The following is a 17,399-nucleotide window of genomic DNA, read 5'->3' on the forward strand; positions in this document are numbered from 1 at the left end:
TTGGCGGGGCCCTTGCGGGCGACGCACCCCATCGCGGCGTCGACGATGCGTGAACGCGCTTCGTCGACGTTCTTAGGAGGATTCCCCTGCCACCCTCGCGGCATATACCGTCTCCTGTCGCTATCCCTGGATCTGCGCTTGTATACGACCACAGACCATCTATAGAACACTTTCTAGCCGACTGTATGATTGCACGGCGGTCAAGGGGCCGGTGGTGAATTGGGAAAAGTGCTCTCATGGATTGAGACAAGTTCTCGAATGTCGCCGCGCCAGGGCGCCAATCACGCTTGCTAACAGCAGTTTGTACACCAGTCGCCTACCGACGGCAGGTGGCGAGGGGCCAGACCTACCCTGGGCAGGGTCTGCCGACGGCGCGATGGACTAGACAATGCTGCACTTTGTGTACGATTTGGTTGGCGGGCTTGCGGAAGCTGTGATGGCAAACGGGCGCGGCGGCCGGTGTTTACCTCTGAGGTGTGACTCCGGTCGAACAGCCTCTAACCAAGGTTGTATACGTCCCGGGTGACGAAATGCGTGACGGCGCATGATGACATCGGCAATATATGCTCACGGCTACGCTGCGTCAGTCCGACGGTCCGGTTCCCGCTCGTCACGTGCTTGCTGCCGCCGAGGCGATTTATCAGTTGCTAGAGCAGGGATGGCGGATTCTTCGCGTTTGGGTACGCCTGGTTGTACTTCGATTAGTACGAGGTGGCTGCCCGGTGGGGTGGTAATGGCGGTGGTGATTGCGGCGGCCATGTCGATGGAGCGCAGAATATAAGGGTGGCGGGCCAGCCCCCACTTGGTCCAGTCTTCGAGGAGGGGTTCCAGTACCTCGGCAGGCGCGGACCAGCCGAAACCTGTGTTGGTTGGTCCCGGCCAGGCTCACGCGTACGCCGGAGCCTTCGAGTTCCATCCGCATCTGCCCGGCCATCGCTTCGAGTCCGGACTTTGCGGCACTATATGCACCAGAGTGTGGCCGGCGTCCCGGCGCAGTCGGAGCTGATGAAGATGAAGTCGCCCTGGCCACCTCGATCATGTCGGCAGCACCCTACGGGCTAGTCGTTGTGGACCGATCAAATGGACATTGACCTGTTTGTCGAAGCGTTCGCTCGCTATCTCGTGCACGAGGCCGAGACCATTTGACAGGTCCAGTCGTGTACGGTGGCCGACACCTGTGTGAGGGGTCGGCGACCGCAGCGGGTGCCGTTACTTCTTGAACCGGCCGGCGAAGCCACGCAGCGGAAGGTCGGCGCTGGTGAGAATGCCGGGTGGCGCGGCGATGACGCTGCGGATGGAGTTCAGTGCAGGTAGGCCGGTCACTGTCATCCCGATGGACGCGAAGTTGTCCGGGTTGGACAGATCGACTCCGGCTTTGGGGAAGATCATGTGCTTGTTGTAGATGTTGGGGTCGCCCGTGATCTGAGTGATGTAGCAGCCCTTGATATCCCAACTTGGCTCTGTGTGAGGGGTCATTTGCCACTCGAGGTGCGTTTCGATGCGCGGCACGCCGTTGACGATGCCCTGATACTTGATGTAGTTCGCTCCCAATGATCCTTTGGGCATCTGGTACCAGCCGAGATCGACATCTTTGGTGCAGGCACCGAGTTCGTAGGTGAACTTGACCTCATCGAGTTCGAGGTCGAAGCAGTCGGCCATCATCAAAACGCTGTCGGCGAAGACCCGAGTGTATTTCTCGAGTTTCCCGGGGATGCTCGGGTCGCCCACAGGCAACCCGTAGCCGACCTCGATCCAGGTGTCTTTGGAATGGTGGCAGGAGACGTCGACCGATTCGAGGGTAATGATGTTCTCTATCTCGGCGACGTCAGCAGAGACTGCCACGCCGAGGATTTGATTAAGGCCCGGATTCATTCCGGTCCCGTAAAACGTCGATCCGCCGCGCTGGCAGGCCGCTTCGAGGACCTCGGTCACCTTCTTGCCTGAGGGATGTGGATGGTTTTCGTCACGGTGATGCCCGGTGATGAAGTCAGCGGTGGTGACGATATTGATGCCAGCCTCGAGTACCTTCTCGTACAGTTCCTCGTCCGGGAAGACGCCGAGGAAAGTCAGCACGTCGGGTTTGGCGGCAATGATCTCGTCGATGGTGCCGGTGGCGGTCACTCCGATGGGTGCCAGACCCGCGAGTTCGCCTGCGTCACGACCGATTTTCTCTGGGGTGTAACAGTGCAAGCCGATGAGTTCGAGATCGCGGTGGGTGCCGATCCGTTTGATCATCTCCGACCCGACGTTGCCGGTGGCGACTTGGAAGACACGAATGGGTGTGGGCTGGGTACTGGTCATCGGTGTAGTGGCCCTTCTTGCCATCTAGTGGGGATGGATCGCTGCGCCTATGTGTGGCTATCCGCGCGAGGTAGCCGCGCGCGGGTCGAAGTCTGCGGGATAGAACTGCGTGGCCCACTCGCGAAGTGCGGTGAAGCCCTCGAACTCTGCGGGCGAAAGCGCCGGCGGGTCGGAGTACCTCTGATGCTTCCAAATGTGGATGTCGTTCTGGAACTGCTCGATGACACCCGCCGCGTGGCGTAACGCCCGAGGTGTGGGTTGATCGCTGGCGTCGCCGGGGGTGCGTCCAATCCATACGGTGAACCGGACGTCGGAGGTCGTCTTGTCGATCGGGGTGACTGCGGTCAGTGTGCGGTTGTCGATCATGCCCCAACTCTTGGTGGCTGCCACGCCGATGCCACTGTTGATGGCTTGGACACCGCTGTTGACCTGGTCGGCGGGTACATCGTCGAACGCAATCGTGAAGTCGACGTACGAGACGGGTTGATCGAAATCGTGGCGGGTGAACTCGGGAACCAGCGGAGTGTTGTGAACATATTTGAAGTGGGCGAAGTCCACACCGTTCTCCATCACGTACTGCGGGTGAATCTCAAGGGCGTGCTCGAACAGAGTGCTGTGACCGAACGCCGGATAGTAGTTCTCGGCGCTGCGGCCGTCGTCGAAACCTGACAGAACGTCCGTGACCTCAAAATAGGGGTCTCGGCGGTCGGCGTCATACCAGATGAACACCGACTCGCTGTGCTCTGCGACAGGGTAAGTGCGTATTCTGCGGGCCTTGTTCGGGCGCTTCTCATACGGGACACACACGTTGCGTCCCTCGGTGTTCCACTCCCAACCGTGAAACGGGCAGCGGAGGACTTCACCATCGACTGTGCCTCCATAACCCAGATGCGCACCGAGATGTTCACAGTAGGCATCCATCACGGTGACCTGTCCGGTCGCCGTGCGCCACGCGATCATCTCGGTGTCGAAGTACTTCATCCGCCGGACCTCTCCGGTGACCACCTCTGCGGACCATGCCACCTGGAACCACCCGGTCGGTGTCATGGGCAACGGTGTCTGCGCCATCACGTTCTCCTGTCACGAGTTCACACAAACATAGTGGCTTCTTTGAAAAAATGGAAGAGACCTCTACGACTTCGGTTGTGCCGACGCCCCTAGGCGGCGTCAACACCACTAACATGGTTCAGATGACCGAGTCGGACGTTGCAGCGAGGCGGGCGAACAAGCGAGGATTGGCGACCCGCGAGAGTCTGCTCGACGCTGCAATTCGGTCGTTGGCGTCGGGAGATCCAGGCGCAGTGTCAGGAAACCGCATCGCGAAAGATATCGGCGCGACCTGGGGGACAATCAAGTACCAGTTCGGCGACATCGACGGTCTGTGGTCGGCGGTGCTGCGGCGCACGGCGGAGCGGCGTGGAGACATGCCCGCCAGCGCACCACTGAGTGCGCCGCTGCGAGAACGGGTGACCGCAATAGTGGACAACCTGTACGACGGTCTGGCCGGAACCGATTCTCGCGCGATCGAAACACTGCGCGCGGCCATGCCTAGCGACCGCGAAGAGTTTGAGCGCCTATTTCCCCTCACTGCAGCGGAATTCGCTTCGTGGAGAGAATCATGGCTAGACACCTGCCGGCGCGCTTTTACCGGACTTGATGTGGACCCGGAACGGGTTGCCGAGGTCGCCGCCTTCATCCCGGGCGCGATGCGAGGCATCGTCTCCGAAAAGCAACTCGGTTCCTATGTCGACCTCGACCTAGTACGACGAGGTTTCACCAACGCAGTCGTTTCCTACTTGCAACAGCAGTGAAACCCGCTGTGGCACTGCATCCTTTTAAGTCCCCATTGCGAGGCGTTGAGCTTGCGCACCCCTTGACCTGCCAGACGACGTCTAGGCCCAGCCCACCGAGGCGGATCAACATCGAAGCAGGCGTCGCAGACTCTAAGCCCGAATGCGCCGATCGACTGATGTGTCCGTGCTGAGTTTCGTTGTGCGGCAGCGAGTAGGTTACGGGCGTGGGTGATCGTCCGACCTGTCATGTCGGGTTGTTCCACTGGCTCTTTCGCGTCGAGGCTGGGCAGGTATCGCGGGCGTTAGACGATGATCGGATCGGAGCGCCCGAATGCGGTGTCGAACAGAGTTATCCATCCTGTTTCCCAGGGCCAATGTGTGGGTAGGTGCAGCGCCAACCTCCGGGCGGAGGAGGCGATCCGTGCGGGGACCGAGACGATGGTGCGCCGGATGGTGCCGGTGGTCGCCTTCGCCAACCGCCGATCACCGGTGAGGGTGCCGGCCGTACGGGTCAGATTGAACGCCATCACGGCGCAGACGAGCCAGGCCGCGTTCGCGGTGAACCGGCCCGAGGGCAGATGCGCGAGCGCGGAGTTCTTCAGGTCCGCGTGCACCTGCTCGATGATCGCGTGCTGACGGTGGAGCTTGTCGGCGGCGACGGTATCGAGGTCGTCGGGGTCGGTGGTGGTGAAGAATGCGTGGAACCGCCAGATGTCGAACAACGTGCCTTGGTCCTGGTCTTTCTTCGGTCGCAGGTCGGGGATGCGGCGCACGACCAGCCGCCCGGGGATCCGGCGGGCTCTTCTCTGGGAGGCGAACGCGGTGAACGGTACCTCGGCGACCTCCGCACGCGAGATCCAGGTGGCGGTGTCCTCGTCGTTGATAGCGTTGGTGTATTCGATGGGTGTCCAGACGTTGTCGTCGTCGATCGAGTCGCAGTAGGTGTCGAGCAGTGCGTCCGCTGTTTTTCGGCTCAGGTGTGGTCATCCGGAGCCGTTCTTCGGGGGCAGGACCGGGCAGTGAAGAAGCGATAGAGGAGTGCGCAGTCACCGAGAAACGACGCACCTCACGGCCTCGGATGGGTCCGCTGCAGACCAATTGCAAGGTAATCGATCCGGAACGGCACCCGCTCCTGCGGGTCGCCGAACCGCGGACAGAGGTCTCCTCGATGGGCTACTTCGCGGACAGCCACAGCTTGAATGCTTCGGCCGTCGCTGCCTGCAAAGTCGTACCCCGGGTGGCTACTTCGATCTTCACCTGCCGCAGTAAGTCGGGGTCCAGGCGGGCGGAGAACTGCGGGAGCCTGGTAGCGCCCCCGGACGATGCAGCGAACTGTGGCACGAGTGAATCCGAGTCGCCATCGGGGGCCGCATTCGACAACGGGCTTTCGCATGTTTCCGCGGGTTGGTCCTTGGACATCTTCATCTCCTTGGCGAACCGATGAGGTAGCTGTCGACGAGATCGGCGAGACCCTTCCGACGTTCCGTACCCATTTACCCATCCCAGCAATCGCAAGGACCGGCATGCAGACACCGCCTTAAGGGTTACGCCGAGTAACAAAAATGCTTGTGGAACACACATTCACGACCGAGCCGGGACCGAAACTTGAAGCTGACGCGTAGGAAAATAGCACACTTGCAGACAATGTACATTGTTACCACAAAAGAATGGCGTGAAACCTCACCGTCGACTGGTAAGTGGCTCATTTACCGACCGAATAAAAGGTGTGATCGGCAAAAAAAAGACTAGAAGTCTGAAATAGCAATGCAATGTAGCTTGGTAGCAAGCATGCAATTCATTGTACTGGACGTCCAACCAAAACGTAAAAGCCGTCCACCAGGCACGATGCGAGCATCTGCCTCTTTGTCGGACGCACGAGCTACATCCCTATGGAAAGCAATCACATGCATTCTCCAGCGTCAGTGAGTCCATTCATTCTCCGATCCGCTCTCCGTTTTGGGAATTACCGCGACGAGCACGCTCGCTATCCGGGATGAGAATTGTCCAGTCGAGCGACACGCCGACCGGGTCGTTGACTTGGACCGGCTGGTTTGCGAATCATTCCCGCTATCAACCGCTCCACGGTGAGGGGAAATTTCGTGACATCTGTGCACAATTCGACGCAGGTGCGTTCTCCGCGCCGCTGGTTCGTCGCTGTGATCGCGGCGGCGACCGCCGCGGCCCTGATGATCTTCGGTGGGGTGGCGTCCGCGGCACATCCCCCGGTCGGGCTGGGGACCGCCGCCTCCTTCGCGGTACTGGCGGGCCAAGCGGTCACCAACACCGGCCCCACCGTCGTCTCCGGAGACCTGGGGGTGAGCCCGGGCACCGCAGTCACCGGTTTTCCACCGGGAACGGTGATCAACGGCACCCAACACGTCGCCGATGCCGTTGCACTACAAGCCCAATCCGATCTGACCACGGCATACAACGACGCGGCCGGCCGACCGGCCACCGCGGCGGCGCCCCCCGATCTCGGCGGCCTGACCCTGGTCGACGGCACCTACAACACGGCCGGCCCGATGGGCCTGACCGGCACCGTCACTCTCGATGCGCAGGGTGATCCCAACGCGGTCTTCATCTTCCAGGCCGGATCCACGTTGATCACCGCGTCGGGCAGCACGGTCGCCCTCATCAACGGGGCCTCTCCGTGCAACGTGTTCTGGCAGGTGGGTAGCTCGGCGACTCTGGGCACCAACACCACCTTCGTCGGCACCATCATGGCGTTGACCTCGATTTCGGTCCAGACCGGCACCACCGTGACCGGACGCGTACTGGCACGCAACGGCCAGGTCAGCCTGGACAACAACACCATCACCCGACCCGACTGCGACACACCGCCGCCGACGTCCACGACGACACCGCCGCCGACCACGACAACCACCACGACGGCACCGCCGACCACCACGACGACGACAACCACAACGACAACCACGGCGCCGACGACGACGACGACGACCACGACACCGCCGGTGACCACCACCACGACCACGGCACCGACGCTGACCACCGTCACCAACGGTCCCGTCATCCCGATTCCGATCCCGATCCCCATTCCCATCCCGATTCCCCCCGGTGTTCCCGGTGTTCCCGGTGTTCCCGGTGTGCCCGGCGTTCCCGGTGTGCCCGGCGTTCCCGGTGTGCCCGGTGTGCCCGGTGTGCCCGGTGTGCCCGGTGTGCCCGGCATTCCCGGTGTGCCCGGCCCAGATCAGGGCCCCGGTCCTGGTCCTGGTCCCGGTCCTGGTCCCGGTCCTGGTCCCGGTCCTGGTCCCGGTCCTGGCCCCGGCCCCGGCCCCGGCCCCGGTGAGCAGGGTGGCCCCGGTGAGCAGGGTGGACCCGGTGAGCAGGGTGGACCCGGTGAGCAGGGTGGCCCCGGTGAGCAGGGTGGACCCGGTGAGCAGGGTGGACCCGGTGAGCAGGGCGGACCCGGTGAGCAGGGTGGACCCGGCGGAGGCGGCAAGGGCGGCCCTGGCGGCAACGGGTACATCATCCCCAAGGGGCACCCCGAAACAGGGGCAGGCGGCACGACTGCCCACTCCGATGACGGCGTGCTACTCCTCTACCTCGCAGGCCTTACCCTGGCCGGGTCGGGTGTCGCGGCTGGCCAGAGTCTTCGCCTGCGCAGGCGGCAGCGATGAGCGAGCCGAACCCCGATTGGCCAGAGCAAGTCCCGGGCCCGGAGTGGCCAGGGACAGAGGCGACGATGGGTAGGGCGAAACGTTGGTGGGTGCTGGCCGCAGTCCTGCTGCTCATCGCGACGGCAGTCCTCGCCCTGCGCAGCTATCAGAATTCGGGTGATCCGCAGCTGACACCGCCAACGGTGACCGACACCGTGCCGGCACCCTCCGAGGGGGTGTCCGGCCCGGCGCCGGTCGCCCTGCGGATCCCCGAGCTGGGAGTGGACGAATCCCTCATCACGCTCGGCCTCAACCCCGACGAAACAGTGGAGGTGCCCACCGATTTCGACAAGCCGGGATGGTACAAATTCGGGCCCGCTCCGGGGCAGCTGGGATCGGCGGTGATCCTCGGGCATGTCGACTCACACGAGGGCCCGGCGGTGTTCTACCAGTTGAGGAATCTGCAGGCGGGAGATTCGGTCGAGGTGAGTCTCGCCGACGGCAGCACCGCGCATTTCTCCGTCACCAAGGTGGAGACATATCCGAAGACCGAGTTTCCGGCCGAGCAGGTCTACGGCTCACACGGCGACGAAACACTGCAACTGGTCACCTGCGGAGGGGAATTCGACCCCCATGCCCGTAGCTACCTGTCCAACGTCGTGGCCTACACCTCACTGGTCGACATCACTCCGGCCGTCGCCACCCAGAAATGACCAGCAGGCTCTCCAGATCCTTCGAGGGGTCGTCGACACCGCGTGAGGTGGGCCATCAGGACAGGAACGCGCCGCTGATGGATCCCTGGCCGGGACTCACCCGATCAGAGCCGGTCAGAACTGGGATCTCGAATTAACCCAGGATTGAGCGGAGCTCACCGAGCTTGGCGTACTCATGTCCGCGATGCTGCCAAACAACCCCACCAGCGATCAATCCGGGTGACAGAATTTTCCCGTCGACGCCCGGCCACAGAACACGGTCATCGAGCACCTGTGTGTGGAACTCGTCCGCGACAGTGAACTCGACGACCTTACTGTCCAAATCGACTGGCATCCCGAACCCATAGAAATCCCGCCCGGATCGCGACATCATCACTTCCAGGCCATAGACGGACGCGTCATCATCCGGGATCGGGTTTCTCATGAATGGTCCATCCGAGGGAGTCGCATTTCCGCATCTCAGGGGCGCTAGCTATATCGTCAGCCAGGGCATTCAAGACTGAGGTAAACGCTGCCATAAGGCTCGGGTCGGCGGGGAATTCCAGACGCAACTCCCACGATCTACCCACGCGCATGACGTCATCCTGAGCGGCGGGTCAGGCGTCGCTGCTGATCGTCCACGGCCGTCCTGTGGACGCTGCCCGGCAGTAGTTACTCGCGGTGGATCACCGGCAACTACCGGTTGGGGATCATCACCGAGACGAGATCGGCGCCGAGCGGCGTACAAAAGCCGGCCGTTCATGCCTATCCCGTAAGCGGATCGGTGACCGGTCATCCATCTCATACCGGTCGGTCCTCAGTGGTGTGCTTCTTCGACCCAGGCAGGATGCCTCCCACTGCTGTCGCACACCCAGGTCCGGGAATCGTCGCGGTCGAGGGTGACGGTATCGGTGAGCCAATAGGTCTCGTCGGGCGCCCATCCCGCAATGACACTCGCGGTGTCGGTGTCGGTGTCGACGGCGATCGCGGTGCCCGCCGCGGCGAGGTATCCCGCCACGGTGAGGTGCACGCCGTCATACTGTTCGGAGAGCCGCGGCCAGTCGGGAATGAACCATCGTCCTGATCGCCCGGTGGTGCGGTACCAATCGTGGCGCTTCTGCGCGGTGACCTCGACGGGAAACAGTCTGCACAATTCCGCCCACGCCTGCGCACCGTCGACCTCGTACACGCGGGCGCCCGCGGGGATATTCACTCGTCGCGTGTTGGCGCGCTCCCATCCCATGCTGTCCTCGACGAACCACAAGCCGGCTGGGGTCCCGTCGAACAGCAGCCGGGTCGAGCACCGTGTAGGTGGAGTCGACCACCACCAGCCGGACCAGTTCGCCGACGGATCCGCCGGTCGATCGCGTTCGGCTCGCACTTCCTCCGCGGCAGTCCGATCACGGTAGTCACGCAACAGTTCTGCGGTAGTGGTGTCAACGGAATCCGTGCCGTCCTCACCCCCGCCCACCAACCACTGACCGGTCGCGGCGGGCGTTGTCCACCACTGCGCATGCGGGGATCGTGCGATGTGCTCGGCGACCCGTCGAAGTTCCCGCCTCACGGGCTCGGCGTCGACGAGGATGTCTTCACCGTCCGGGTCCTGCCAGTAGCGCGCCGCGTCCACCGCGTCGGCGAGGGCCGAACGGAGTGCAACTGCGGTCACCTCGGGAAGCGGCACCTGGGACAGGCGGTGCGCCACATCGTCGGGAGTGAGGACGGTCCGCCGAGCCTCTTCAGCGCCGGGCCCGAACAGCACGCGTGCGCCTTCTCGACCCGACTCGAGGTGATACGAGGCCAGGGATACCGCGTAATCGAACGAGTCGCTGCGGAACTCGGGTTGCAGAGTTCGTTCGGCGTCCCTCGCGTAGGCGAGCAGCATCCGACGCCCACGTGGGCCGGCCAACAAGGTTTCTGCTGTAGTCATTTGCTGACCACCATAGAGTCCCTGAGCCGAACAGAATCCGGCGATCATCACCGTCCGGAAGCGGAACCCGTACCGGGACGAAGTGGCGACCCAGCGCTTGCCGGCGGCAGACCGCCCTCGTTCCGTAAGCGGATCGGTAGCCGGATACCGGGGTCAGTCCGGCAACGGCGGCGCATGCACTCGCTACCTTGGTACCGATTGACCGATGATTCTCGCGCTCACGCGCAGTCTTCATTGGTATCAGCCGTTCCAACCTGGAGGTCGCCGTGCGTAATGCCCTCACTCGCGCCACCCTGTGGTCTGCCGCCGCAACCGAACGTGTTGCACTGGCCGATGACCTCGCTGGTCTTAACGAGGCGCAGTGGGCGCAGCAGTCGCTGTGCGGACGGTGGGTGGTCGAGGAGGTCGTTGCTCACCTCACGGCAGCGGCGAGTATCGGCGCGCTTCGTTGGTTTGGCAGTGTCCTGGGTGCACGGTTCGACTTCGACCTGCACAACGACCGGCGCCTGGCCGAGTACCGAGGCGCGACCCCCGCCGAAACTCTCGAGGGGTTCCAACGGGTCGTCACCAGCACGACCTCAGCGCCGGGGCCCACCGCGGCGTGGCTCGGTGAGGTGGTGGTGCATGCCCAGGACATCCGGCGGCCGCTCGGGCTCGTGCGCACGCCCGCCGTCGAGACGGTCACCGAGGTTGCCCGCTTCTACGCCCGGCGGGACTTCACCGTGGCCGGCCGGAGCACCATCGAAGGTCTTCGCCTCGAAGCGACCGACGGGCCCTTCACGACGGGAGCCGGACCGATGGTCAGCGGCACGACACTGGCACTCACTATGGCCATGGCCGGTCGTGGTGCCTACTGTGACGACCTCACCGGGCCGGGCGTGCCGACACTGCGGGACCGCTGCACAACTTGACTGCGCATAGGAAGCCTCCGCTGACGGACCCGTACCGGGACGAAGTGGCGACCCAGCGCATGCCGGCGGCAGGCCGCCCCTCTTTCCGTAAGCGGATCGTCATCCGGCGTTCCGATAGGCGTCACTGTGGAGGCCAGCAGATCTGTCGCGAGGTTCCTGCGGGACGTTCGCAGGTTGAGAATTATTCGTCAGTGGCGACACCGACAACTGATCGTCGACTCCATCGGATGTAGACGGGTTTCAGGGCTGTGTGTCGGGCGGGGCCGCGAAGGAGCCCGATGCACCGAGGATGGCGTGGACCGCGGCGCGGACCCGGTCGGCGACGGCCCCGGTGGAGATGGCATCGAACTTGCCGTCGAGGTGCAAGAACGCCAGGCCGTGCACCAGCGCCCACACCGCATCTGCCATCGCGTCCGGGTCTGCAGTAGGAAATGCTTGCTGCACAATGGCTTTGACGTACTCGTGAATCGCCGTTGTCGCGGCCACCCGTTCGGGGTTGGTCGGATCGCAGGGTTCGGCGAACATGACACGGAACAGCCCGGGGCGTGCGAGTGCGAACTGAACGTAGGCGATGGCGATCGCGGCGAGATCGTCGGCGGTGGTCGGAGCCGGATGCGCCGCAGCCAACCGGTCGCCCAGGTCTTGGTAACCCACCGCGGCGACAGCGGACAGCAGCGCATCGCGGTCGGAGAAATGCCGGTAGGGCGCGGCAGCGGACACACCGGCGCGGCGCGCGGCGGCGCGGAGCGAGAGTTCGGCGGCTCCGTCTTCCTCGAGAAGTTCCACGGCCGCGCACACCAGCGCGTTGTGCAGATTCCCGTGGTGATACGGCTGGGTCGTCGTTGCCATGGCCCCAATCTAGCAAAGTGTTGACAATGCTTACATCGCCCCATAATGTTAGCGGCGCACACATGATGTGATCATCGTAAACATTGCTCACGAGGGAAGGTCTGTAGATGTCGAGTGGTTGGGTCTCGGACGGGTTGTTCTCCCCGCTTCACCTACGGTCCGGTCAGACATTGCGCAACAGGATCGCGAAAGCGGCGATGGAAGAGGGCATGGCCGGCAGTGCGCAGTTGCCCGACGAAAGGCTGATCGAGTTGTACCGCCGGTGGGGTGCCGGCGTTGCCGGGCTACTGATCACCGGAAACGTGATGGTGCACGCCGAAGCGCTGACCGGTCCCGGCGGCATCGTCCTCGATGCCGCGGCACCGCTGGCACCGTTCGCGGCGTGGGCGCAGGCCGGTAAGGCCGCCGGCGCGGCGATGTGGATGCAGATCAGCCACCCCGGCCGGCAGATTGAGTCGAACATGCCCGGCGTGGTGTGGGGGCCCTCGGATATCGCGGTCGAACTCGGCCGGCACTCCAAGCGGTTCGGTCAGCCGGTCGCGATGACCTCCGAACAGATCGAGGCGACCATCGCCCGGTTCATCACCACCGCCCAACGCGCCGAGGCGGCCGGATTCGACGGGGTCGAGGTCCACGCCGCGCACGGCTACCTGCTCTCACAGTTCCTGTCCCCGCTGGTCAACAACCGCACCGACGAGTGGGGAGGTTCACTCGAAAACCGTGCCCGGCTACTGCTCGAGATCGTGCGGGGAATCCGCGCGGTGGTGGCGCCGACGTTCGCCGTCGCGGTGAAACTGAACTCGGCGGACTTCCAGCGGGGTGGCTTCGACGCCGACGACGCGCATGCGGTGATCGGCATGCTCGCATCGGCAGGTGTCGACCTGGTCGAGGTCTCGGGAGGTAGTTACGAAAGCCCCGCCATGTCCGGGCGCCCGGCCGATGGCCGCACCGCTGCCCGCGAGGCGTACTTCCTCGAGCTGGCCGCGCAGATGGCCAAGACCAGCACGCTGCCACTGATGCTCACCGGCGGAATCTCGCGCCGGGAGACCGCCGAACGCGTATTGGCCAACAACGTCGAGCTGATCGGCATGGCAACCGCGTTGGCGGTCACCCCGGATCTGCCCGACCGTTGGCGCGAAGGACGGGAGGCGGACAAGGCGATGAAACCGGTGACCTGGTCGGACAAGGCGCTCGCCGCGGCCACCGAGATGGCCATGGTGCGCTACCAGATGCGCCGGATGGCGGCCGGTAAGAACCCGGCACTCGGTGTGCACCCGGCGCTGGCAATGGTCGCCGACCAGCGCGTACAGCGGCGGGCCCGCCGTCGCTACTCACGATGGCTCACCGCCACCAGGCGTGAACCGGCCGCGACGCCGGTTCCGAGCACGCCGGCGCGCTGAACCCGTGATCGGGTTCGTCTCCACCTCCCCGATCGGTGGCCGCACCCACCACGTCGTCTCGACACGACGGGTCGTCACCATCCCATCGCATTCCTACCGACCCTGCCGATCTCGGACGAGGGTGCCTCGCCGACAACACCTGAAGAGAATTGATGTCCACGACCAGCGCACAGTCCCACGAACTCACCGAACCGGGTAGCGCCACCACCGTCCACAACCATGTCGCGATCATCGGCACCGGCTTCGGTGGCATCGCGGCCGCGGTGCGCCTTCGTCAGGCGGGGTTTTCCGACTTCGTGATCCTCGAACGCGCCGGCGAGGTCGGCGGCGTCTGGCGCGACAACGACTACCCCGGCGCCGCGGTCGACGTCCAGAGCAACCTCTACTCGTTCTCCTTCGCCCCGAACCCACACTGGCGCAACACCTACGCCACACAACCAGAGCTGTTCGCCTACCTCAAAGACGTCGCCGACACCCAGGATCTCCGCACGCGAGTGGTACTCGGCTGCGCGGTCGAGCGATTGGACTGGGACCCGGCCGCGCAACTGTGGCGCCTGGACACCGTACGCGGGCCGCGCACCGCCACCCACGTCGTGCTGGCGACCGGCGCGCTCGCCGATCCGCTGATCCCGGCGATACCGGGACTCCATCGATTCGACGGGGTCAGCTTCCACTCGGCACGCTGGCACCACGACTACGATCTCACCGGAAAGCGGGTCGCGGTGATCGGCACCGGCCCCTCTGCGGTCCAGTTCGTTCCGGCCATCCAGCCCGATGTGGCGCACCTGACCGTCTTCCAGCGCACACCGGCGTGGGTGGTGCCCCGCCACGACCGGCCGGTCGGCTCCCTGAGCCGGGCCCTGTATCGCAGGTACCCGCTGTTTCAACGGCTCGAGCGGCTGCGTCTGTATCTGCGGCGGGAGTGGCAGGTGGTCGCCTTCCGCAATCCGGCACTGATGGCACTGCCGCAGCGCGGTGCCCGCCGACACCTCGAGGCGCAAGTCAGCGATCCGCGGTTGCGGGCGAAGCTGGTGCCCGATTTCCGCTTCGGCTGCAAGCGAGTCCTCATCTCCGATGAGTATCTGCGGTCACTGGACCAGCACAACGTCACCCTGGCCACCGACGGGATCCGGGAGATCACGGCCACCGGCCTGATCGACGACACCGGCACCCACCACCGGGTCGATGCCATCATCTTCGGCACCGGATTCCAGACCTCACGGCTGCCGCTGACCGACCGCACCTACGGTCGCGACGGACGCAGCCTGGCCGAGGTGTGGGGCACCAGCCCGACCGCATACCTGGGGACCTCCGTCACGGGATTTCCCAACCTCTACCTCATGCACGGGCCGAACATCGGCCTGGGACACACCTCGGTGATCCACATGTTCGAATCCCAGGCCAACTACATCGCAGGTGCCCTCGGCTACGCCCGCGACCACGACCTGGCCGCCGTCGAACCGACCCCGGCGGCGCAGCAAGCGTTCACCGATGACGTCGAGCGTCTCGGCGAGGGCACCGTCTGGACTACCGGCGGGTGCACCAGCTGGTATCTGAACGCAGATGGCCGCAACACCAACATCTGGCCCGGGTCGACCCTCGACTTCCGCCGCCGCACCCAGCAGTTCGACCCGACCCGGCACCTGCTGCGCCGTCGGACCCCTGCCGCCGAGGCAGCCGCCTCGTGAACGCCGGCGCACTGATCGCCGGAATCCCCGGCGCCCCGACTGTCATGCTGATCCACGGTCTGGCCAGCTCCCACCGGGTCTGGGACCGGGTCGTGCCGAAGATCGAGACGGAAGCGAACATCGTTGCAGCGCAGCTGGAATCGGATCACTCGATCGAACGTGACGCCGACGACGTGGCGGCGTTGCTCCGATCCCCAGCCGTGATCGTCGGGCACTCTCGCGGCGGATTGGTCGCCACCGCGCTCGCCGAACGCCACCCCGTCCTCGTCTCGGCGCTGCTGCTGTTGTGCCCGCCCTGGTCGCAGGCCAGCAGGCTGAGCGCGCGCACCCCGAGCGAACGGGTCCTGGCCGTGCCCGGCGTGGGTGAGCTGATGTGGGCAATGGCCTCCCGGGAGCGGCAACGCGCCGCTGCGCAGAGCGCGTTCGGCCCTGGTGTCACCGTGCCCGACCAGTTCGTGGCCGATCTACGGGCCCGAGGTCGGCGCAACGTCGTCCGCAGCACGCGGGCCATCGACACCTATCTCGGTGCCCGCACCCTCGCCGACCGGTTGACCAGCCTGCCGGTCCCCACCGAGCTTGTCTTCGGCGAACTCGATGCGCGCGTGGCCTCGCCCGCAGTCGAATTCGCCGAACTTCGTCATGCCACCGTGAGAACGCTCCCTGGGGTGGGGCACACCCCGCCCTGGGAAGCCCCGGATGTGGTCGCGGACGTGATCGGCCGAACCCTGCGGTCCACCACCGCGGCCACCGCGACCGACCCGGGCCCGGGTCGGCGCACGCCGCGGCGTGGGCGCCGACGATCCGGCGGTAGCGGCGACGTCGGGTGACCGCATGCGGGGAACCCGGGGGTGGCTACCGCCGACGCCGAACCGGGTTACCGATCGAGTCCACCACCCGGTGGGCACCTCCTCTTGCATCGCCGCGCGTCCTTTCGGTCGCGACAACACCCGGCTGCCAAGCCCGCAGCCCATGACCTGCCCTACCCGCCGACAATTGGAGTGGACCATGAGCACCTCAGACCGAACACCCCACCGCCCCTTCGACCTGGTGCTCTTCGGCGCCACCGGCTTTGCCGGCGGACTGACCGCCGACTACCTCGTTGCCCACCTCCCGGCCGACGCCCGTTGGGCCCTCGCCGGCCGGAGCCTCGCCAAGCTCGAAGCGGTGAAAGAGCGACTCGCCCATCTCAACCCTGCAGCGACCGGCCCGGAGCTCCTCGTTGCCGACACCTGCGAGCCGGAATCGCTCCGCGCCGTGGCTGGGTCCGCGCGGGTCGTGGCCACGACGGTCGGCCCATATCTCGAGCACGGCGAGCCGCTGGTCGCGGCATGTGCTGCCGCGGGCACCGACTACGTCGACCTCACCGGGGAGCCGGAGTTCATCGATCGGATGTACCTGGCCCACCACGCCACCGCGGTCGAGTCCGGTGCCCGACTGGTCCACGCGTGCGGATTCGACTCCATCCCGCACGACCTCGGCGCCTTCTTCACCGTCCAGCAACTGCCCCATGGGGTTCCGCTGACTATCCGCGGTGTCGTGCGCAGCAACGCGATGATCTCGGGCGGGACCCTGCACTCCGGGCTGGGGCAGATGGCGCGCCTGCGTCAGATGCGGCAGGCCGGGGCGGAACGCACACAGGCCGAGCCGCGGCCGGATGGCCGGCGAGCACGCGTCCGGGCCCGTCGTCCGCACCGTGACGCCGCACTCGACCTCTGGCTGCTGCCGCTGCCGACCGTCGATCCCCAGATCGTCCAGCGATCCGCCGTCGCCTGTCCCGACTACGGCCCCGACTTCACCTACTCCCACTACGCCGGGATCCGGAAGACCGTCACGCTGGCCGGCGCCGGAGCCGCCGCCGCGGGACTTGTCGCTGCCGCTCAGGTGCCGCCGTTGCGTCGTCTCCTCGCAGCGCGGATCCCGCGAGGTGACGGCCCGTCGCAGGAGCGACGTGCCCGCTCATGGTTCACCGTCGATTTCATCGGCGACGGCGGCGGCCGGCAGGTCCACACCCAGGTCCGCGGCGGCGACCCCGGCTACGGTGAGACCGCGAAGATGCTCGCGCAGGCCGCCATGTCCCTTGCATACGACGACAACCCGCACACGTCCGGCCAGGTCACTACCGCCACCGCGATGGGCGAGAATCTGTTGACGCGACTCATCGACGCCGGCATATCGTTCACCGTGGTCGATCCGGTCACCCCGCCCGCGACCTGAGGTGTGC

The 17,399-nt window shown here is 65.2% G+C and carries 14 protein-coding genes and 1 pseudogene; 8 read left to right on the forward strand and 7 right to left on the reverse strand.

Features of this window, described 5'->3' with window-relative positions; all coding sequences use genetic code 11:
* Positions 1–1,209 precede the first annotated feature (1,209 nt).
* Both R4P95_RS26775 and R4P95_RS26780 read right to left on the reverse strand, forming a co-directional pair.
* Positions 1,210–2,301 (reverse strand): dihydrodipicolinate reductase, encoded by a 1,092-nt coding sequence (locus tag R4P95_RS26775; protein ID WP_317747061.1) that lies wholly within the window; start codon positions 2,299–2,301, stop codon positions 1,210–1,212.
* A 57-nt stretch (positions 2,302–2,358) separates the two neighbouring features.
* The gene (locus R4P95_RS26780; protein ID WP_317747060.1) at positions 2,359–3,369 is read right to left on the reverse strand and encodes a Rieske 2Fe-2S domain-containing protein; all 1,011 of its coding nucleotides are present in this window, start codon (positions 3,367–3,369) and stop codon (positions 2,359–2,361) included.
* Between the two features lie 122 nt (positions 3,370–3,491).
* Here R4P95_RS26780 and R4P95_RS26785 point away from each other — a divergent pair, with 122 nt between their 5' ends.
* A complete protein-coding gene (locus tag R4P95_RS26785) occupies positions 3,492–4,112 on the forward strand; it encodes a TetR/AcrR family transcriptional regulator (RefSeq protein ID WP_317747070.1) in 621 nt (206 codons plus the stop codon).
* 284 nt (positions 4,113–4,396) lie between these two features.
* Here the strand turns inward: R4P95_RS26785 and R4P95_RS26790 are convergent.
* Positions 4,397–5,014 (reverse strand): annotated as a pseudogene (locus R4P95_RS26790) (transposase); the annotation flags it as partial.
* A 253-nt stretch (positions 5,015–5,267) separates the two neighbouring features.
* Positions 5,268–5,519, reverse strand: a complete 252-nt coding sequence (locus R4P95_RS26795) for a hypothetical protein (RefSeq protein WP_317747059.1) — start codon at positions 5,517–5,519, stop codon at positions 5,268–5,270.
* Between the two features lie 674 nt (positions 5,520–6,193).
* On the opposite strand from R4P95_RS26795, the gene R4P95_RS26800 reads away from it, so the two are divergent.
* On the forward strand, positions 6,194–7,732 hold the full coding sequence (locus R4P95_RS26800; RefSeq protein ID WP_317747058.1) for an ice-binding family protein: 1,539 nt from the start codon (positions 6,194–6,196) through the stop codon (positions 7,730–7,732).
* Positions 7,729–8,424, forward strand: a complete 696-nt coding sequence (locus R4P95_RS26805) for a class F sortase (protein WP_317747057.1) — start codon at positions 7,729–7,731, stop codon at positions 8,422–8,424. Before R4P95_RS26800 ends, R4P95_RS26805 begins: the two co-directional genes overlap by 4 nt.
* 133 nt (positions 8,425–8,557) lie before the next feature.
* Here the strand turns inward: R4P95_RS26805 and R4P95_RS26810 are convergent, their stop codons facing one another.
* Positions 8,558–8,848 carry a hypothetical protein gene (locus R4P95_RS26810; protein WP_317747056.1) on the reverse strand — a complete coding sequence of 97 codons (291 nt, stop codon included), beginning with the start codon at positions 8,846–8,848 and terminating at the stop codon, positions 8,558–8,560.
* A gap of 372 nt (positions 8,849–9,220) precedes the next feature.
* Positions 9,221–10,330, reverse strand: a complete 1,110-nt coding sequence (locus tag R4P95_RS26815) for a hypothetical protein (RefSeq protein WP_317747055.1) — start codon at positions 10,328–10,330, stop codon at positions 9,221–9,223.
* A 266-nt stretch (positions 10,331–10,596) separates the two neighbouring features.
* Here R4P95_RS26815 and R4P95_RS26820 point away from each other — a divergent pair, with 266 nt between their 5' ends.
* Positions 10,597–11,241, forward strand: a complete 645-nt coding sequence (locus R4P95_RS26820) for a maleylpyruvate isomerase family mycothiol-dependent enzyme (RefSeq protein ID WP_317747054.1) — start codon at positions 10,597–10,599, stop codon at positions 11,239–11,241.
* Positions 11,242–11,481: 240 nt separating this feature from the next.
* Here R4P95_RS26820 and R4P95_RS26825 read toward each other — a convergent pair whose 3' ends face one another.
* Complete coding sequence (locus R4P95_RS26825; protein WP_213576999.1) at positions 11,482–12,090, reverse strand: TetR/AcrR family transcriptional regulator; 609 nt, start codon at positions 12,088–12,090, stop codon at positions 11,482–11,484.
* Between the two features lie 107 nt (positions 12,091–12,197).
* Here R4P95_RS26825 and R4P95_RS26830 point away from each other — a divergent pair, with 107 nt between their 5' ends.
* The 4 genes from R4P95_RS26830 (at position 12,198) to R4P95_RS26845 (ending at position 17,392) form a co-directional block, all read left to right on the forward strand.
* A complete protein-coding gene (locus tag R4P95_RS26830) occupies positions 12,198–13,490 on the forward strand; it encodes an NADH:flavin oxidoreductase/NADH oxidase family protein (protein ID WP_317747053.1) in 1,293 nt (430 codons plus the stop codon).
* 152 nt (positions 13,491–13,642) lie between these two features.
* Positions 13,643–15,178 (forward strand): NAD(P)/FAD-dependent oxidoreductase, encoded by a 1,536-nt coding sequence (locus R4P95_RS26835; protein WP_317747052.1) that lies wholly within the window; start codon positions 13,643–13,645, stop codon positions 15,176–15,178.
* Positions 15,175–16,005, forward strand: coding sequence for an alpha/beta hydrolase (locus R4P95_RS26840; RefSeq protein ID WP_317747051.1), 831 nt, complete (start codon positions 15,175–15,177; stop codon positions 16,003–16,005). Before R4P95_RS26835 ends, R4P95_RS26840 begins: the two co-directional genes overlap by 4 nt.
* A 178-nt stretch (positions 16,006–16,183) precedes the next feature.
* Positions 16,184–17,392, forward strand: a complete 1,209-nt coding sequence (locus R4P95_RS26845) for a saccharopine dehydrogenase family protein (RefSeq protein ID WP_317747050.1) — start codon at positions 16,184–16,186, stop codon at positions 17,390–17,392.
* The last annotated feature ends 7 nt before the right edge of the window (positions 17,393–17,399 follow it).

Source organism: Rhodococcus sp. IEGM 27, assembly GCF_033142305.1.
GTDB classification, from domain to species: Bacteria; Actinomycetota; Actinomycetes; order Mycobacteriales; family Mycobacteriaceae; genus Rhodococcus_F; species Rhodococcus_F oxybenzonivorans.

Excerpts from the sequence above, each read along its gene's own strand:
- R4P95_RS26780 (WP_317747060.1), bottom strand. The coding sequence starts at position 3,369 with ATGGCGCAGACACCGTTGCCCATGACACCGACCGGGTGGTTCCAGGTG.
- R4P95_RS26785 (WP_317747070.1), top strand. The coding sequence starts at position 3,492 with ATGACCGAGTCGGACGTTGCAGCGAGGCGGGCGAACAAGCGAGGATTG.
- R4P95_RS26795 (WP_317747059.1), bottom strand. The coding sequence starts at position 5,519 with ATGAAGATGTCCAAGGACCAACCCGCGGAAACATGCGAAAGCCCGTTG.
- R4P95_RS26810 (WP_317747056.1), bottom strand. The coding sequence starts at position 8,848 with ATGAGAAACCCGATCCCGGATGATGACGCGTCCGTCTATGGCCTGGAA.
- R4P95_RS26835 (WP_317747052.1), top strand. The coding sequence starts at position 13,643 with ATGTCCACGACCAGCGCACAGTCCCACGAACTCACCGAACCGGGTAGC.
- R4P95_RS26805 (WP_317747057.1), top strand. The coding sequence starts at position 7,729 with ATGAGCGAGCCGAACCCCGATTGGCCAGAGCAAGTCCCGGGCCCGGAG.
- R4P95_RS26775 (WP_317747061.1), bottom strand. The coding sequence starts at position 2,301 with ATGACCAGTACCCAGCCCACACCCATTCGTGTCTTCCAAGTCGCCACC.
- R4P95_RS26845 (WP_317747050.1), top strand. The coding sequence starts at position 16,184 with ATGAGCACCTCAGACCGAACACCCCACCGCCCCTTCGACCTGGTGCTC.
- R4P95_RS26830 (WP_317747053.1), top strand. The coding sequence starts at position 12,198 with ATGTCGAGTGGTTGGGTCTCGGACGGGTTGTTCTCCCCGCTTCACCTA.
- R4P95_RS26815 (WP_317747055.1), bottom strand. The coding sequence starts at position 10,330 with ATGACTACAGCAGAAACCTTGTTGGCCGGCCCACGTGGGCGTCGGATG.
- R4P95_RS26825 (WP_213576999.1), bottom strand. The coding sequence starts at position 12,090 with ATGGCAACGACGACCCAGCCGTATCACCACGGGAATCTGCACAACGCG.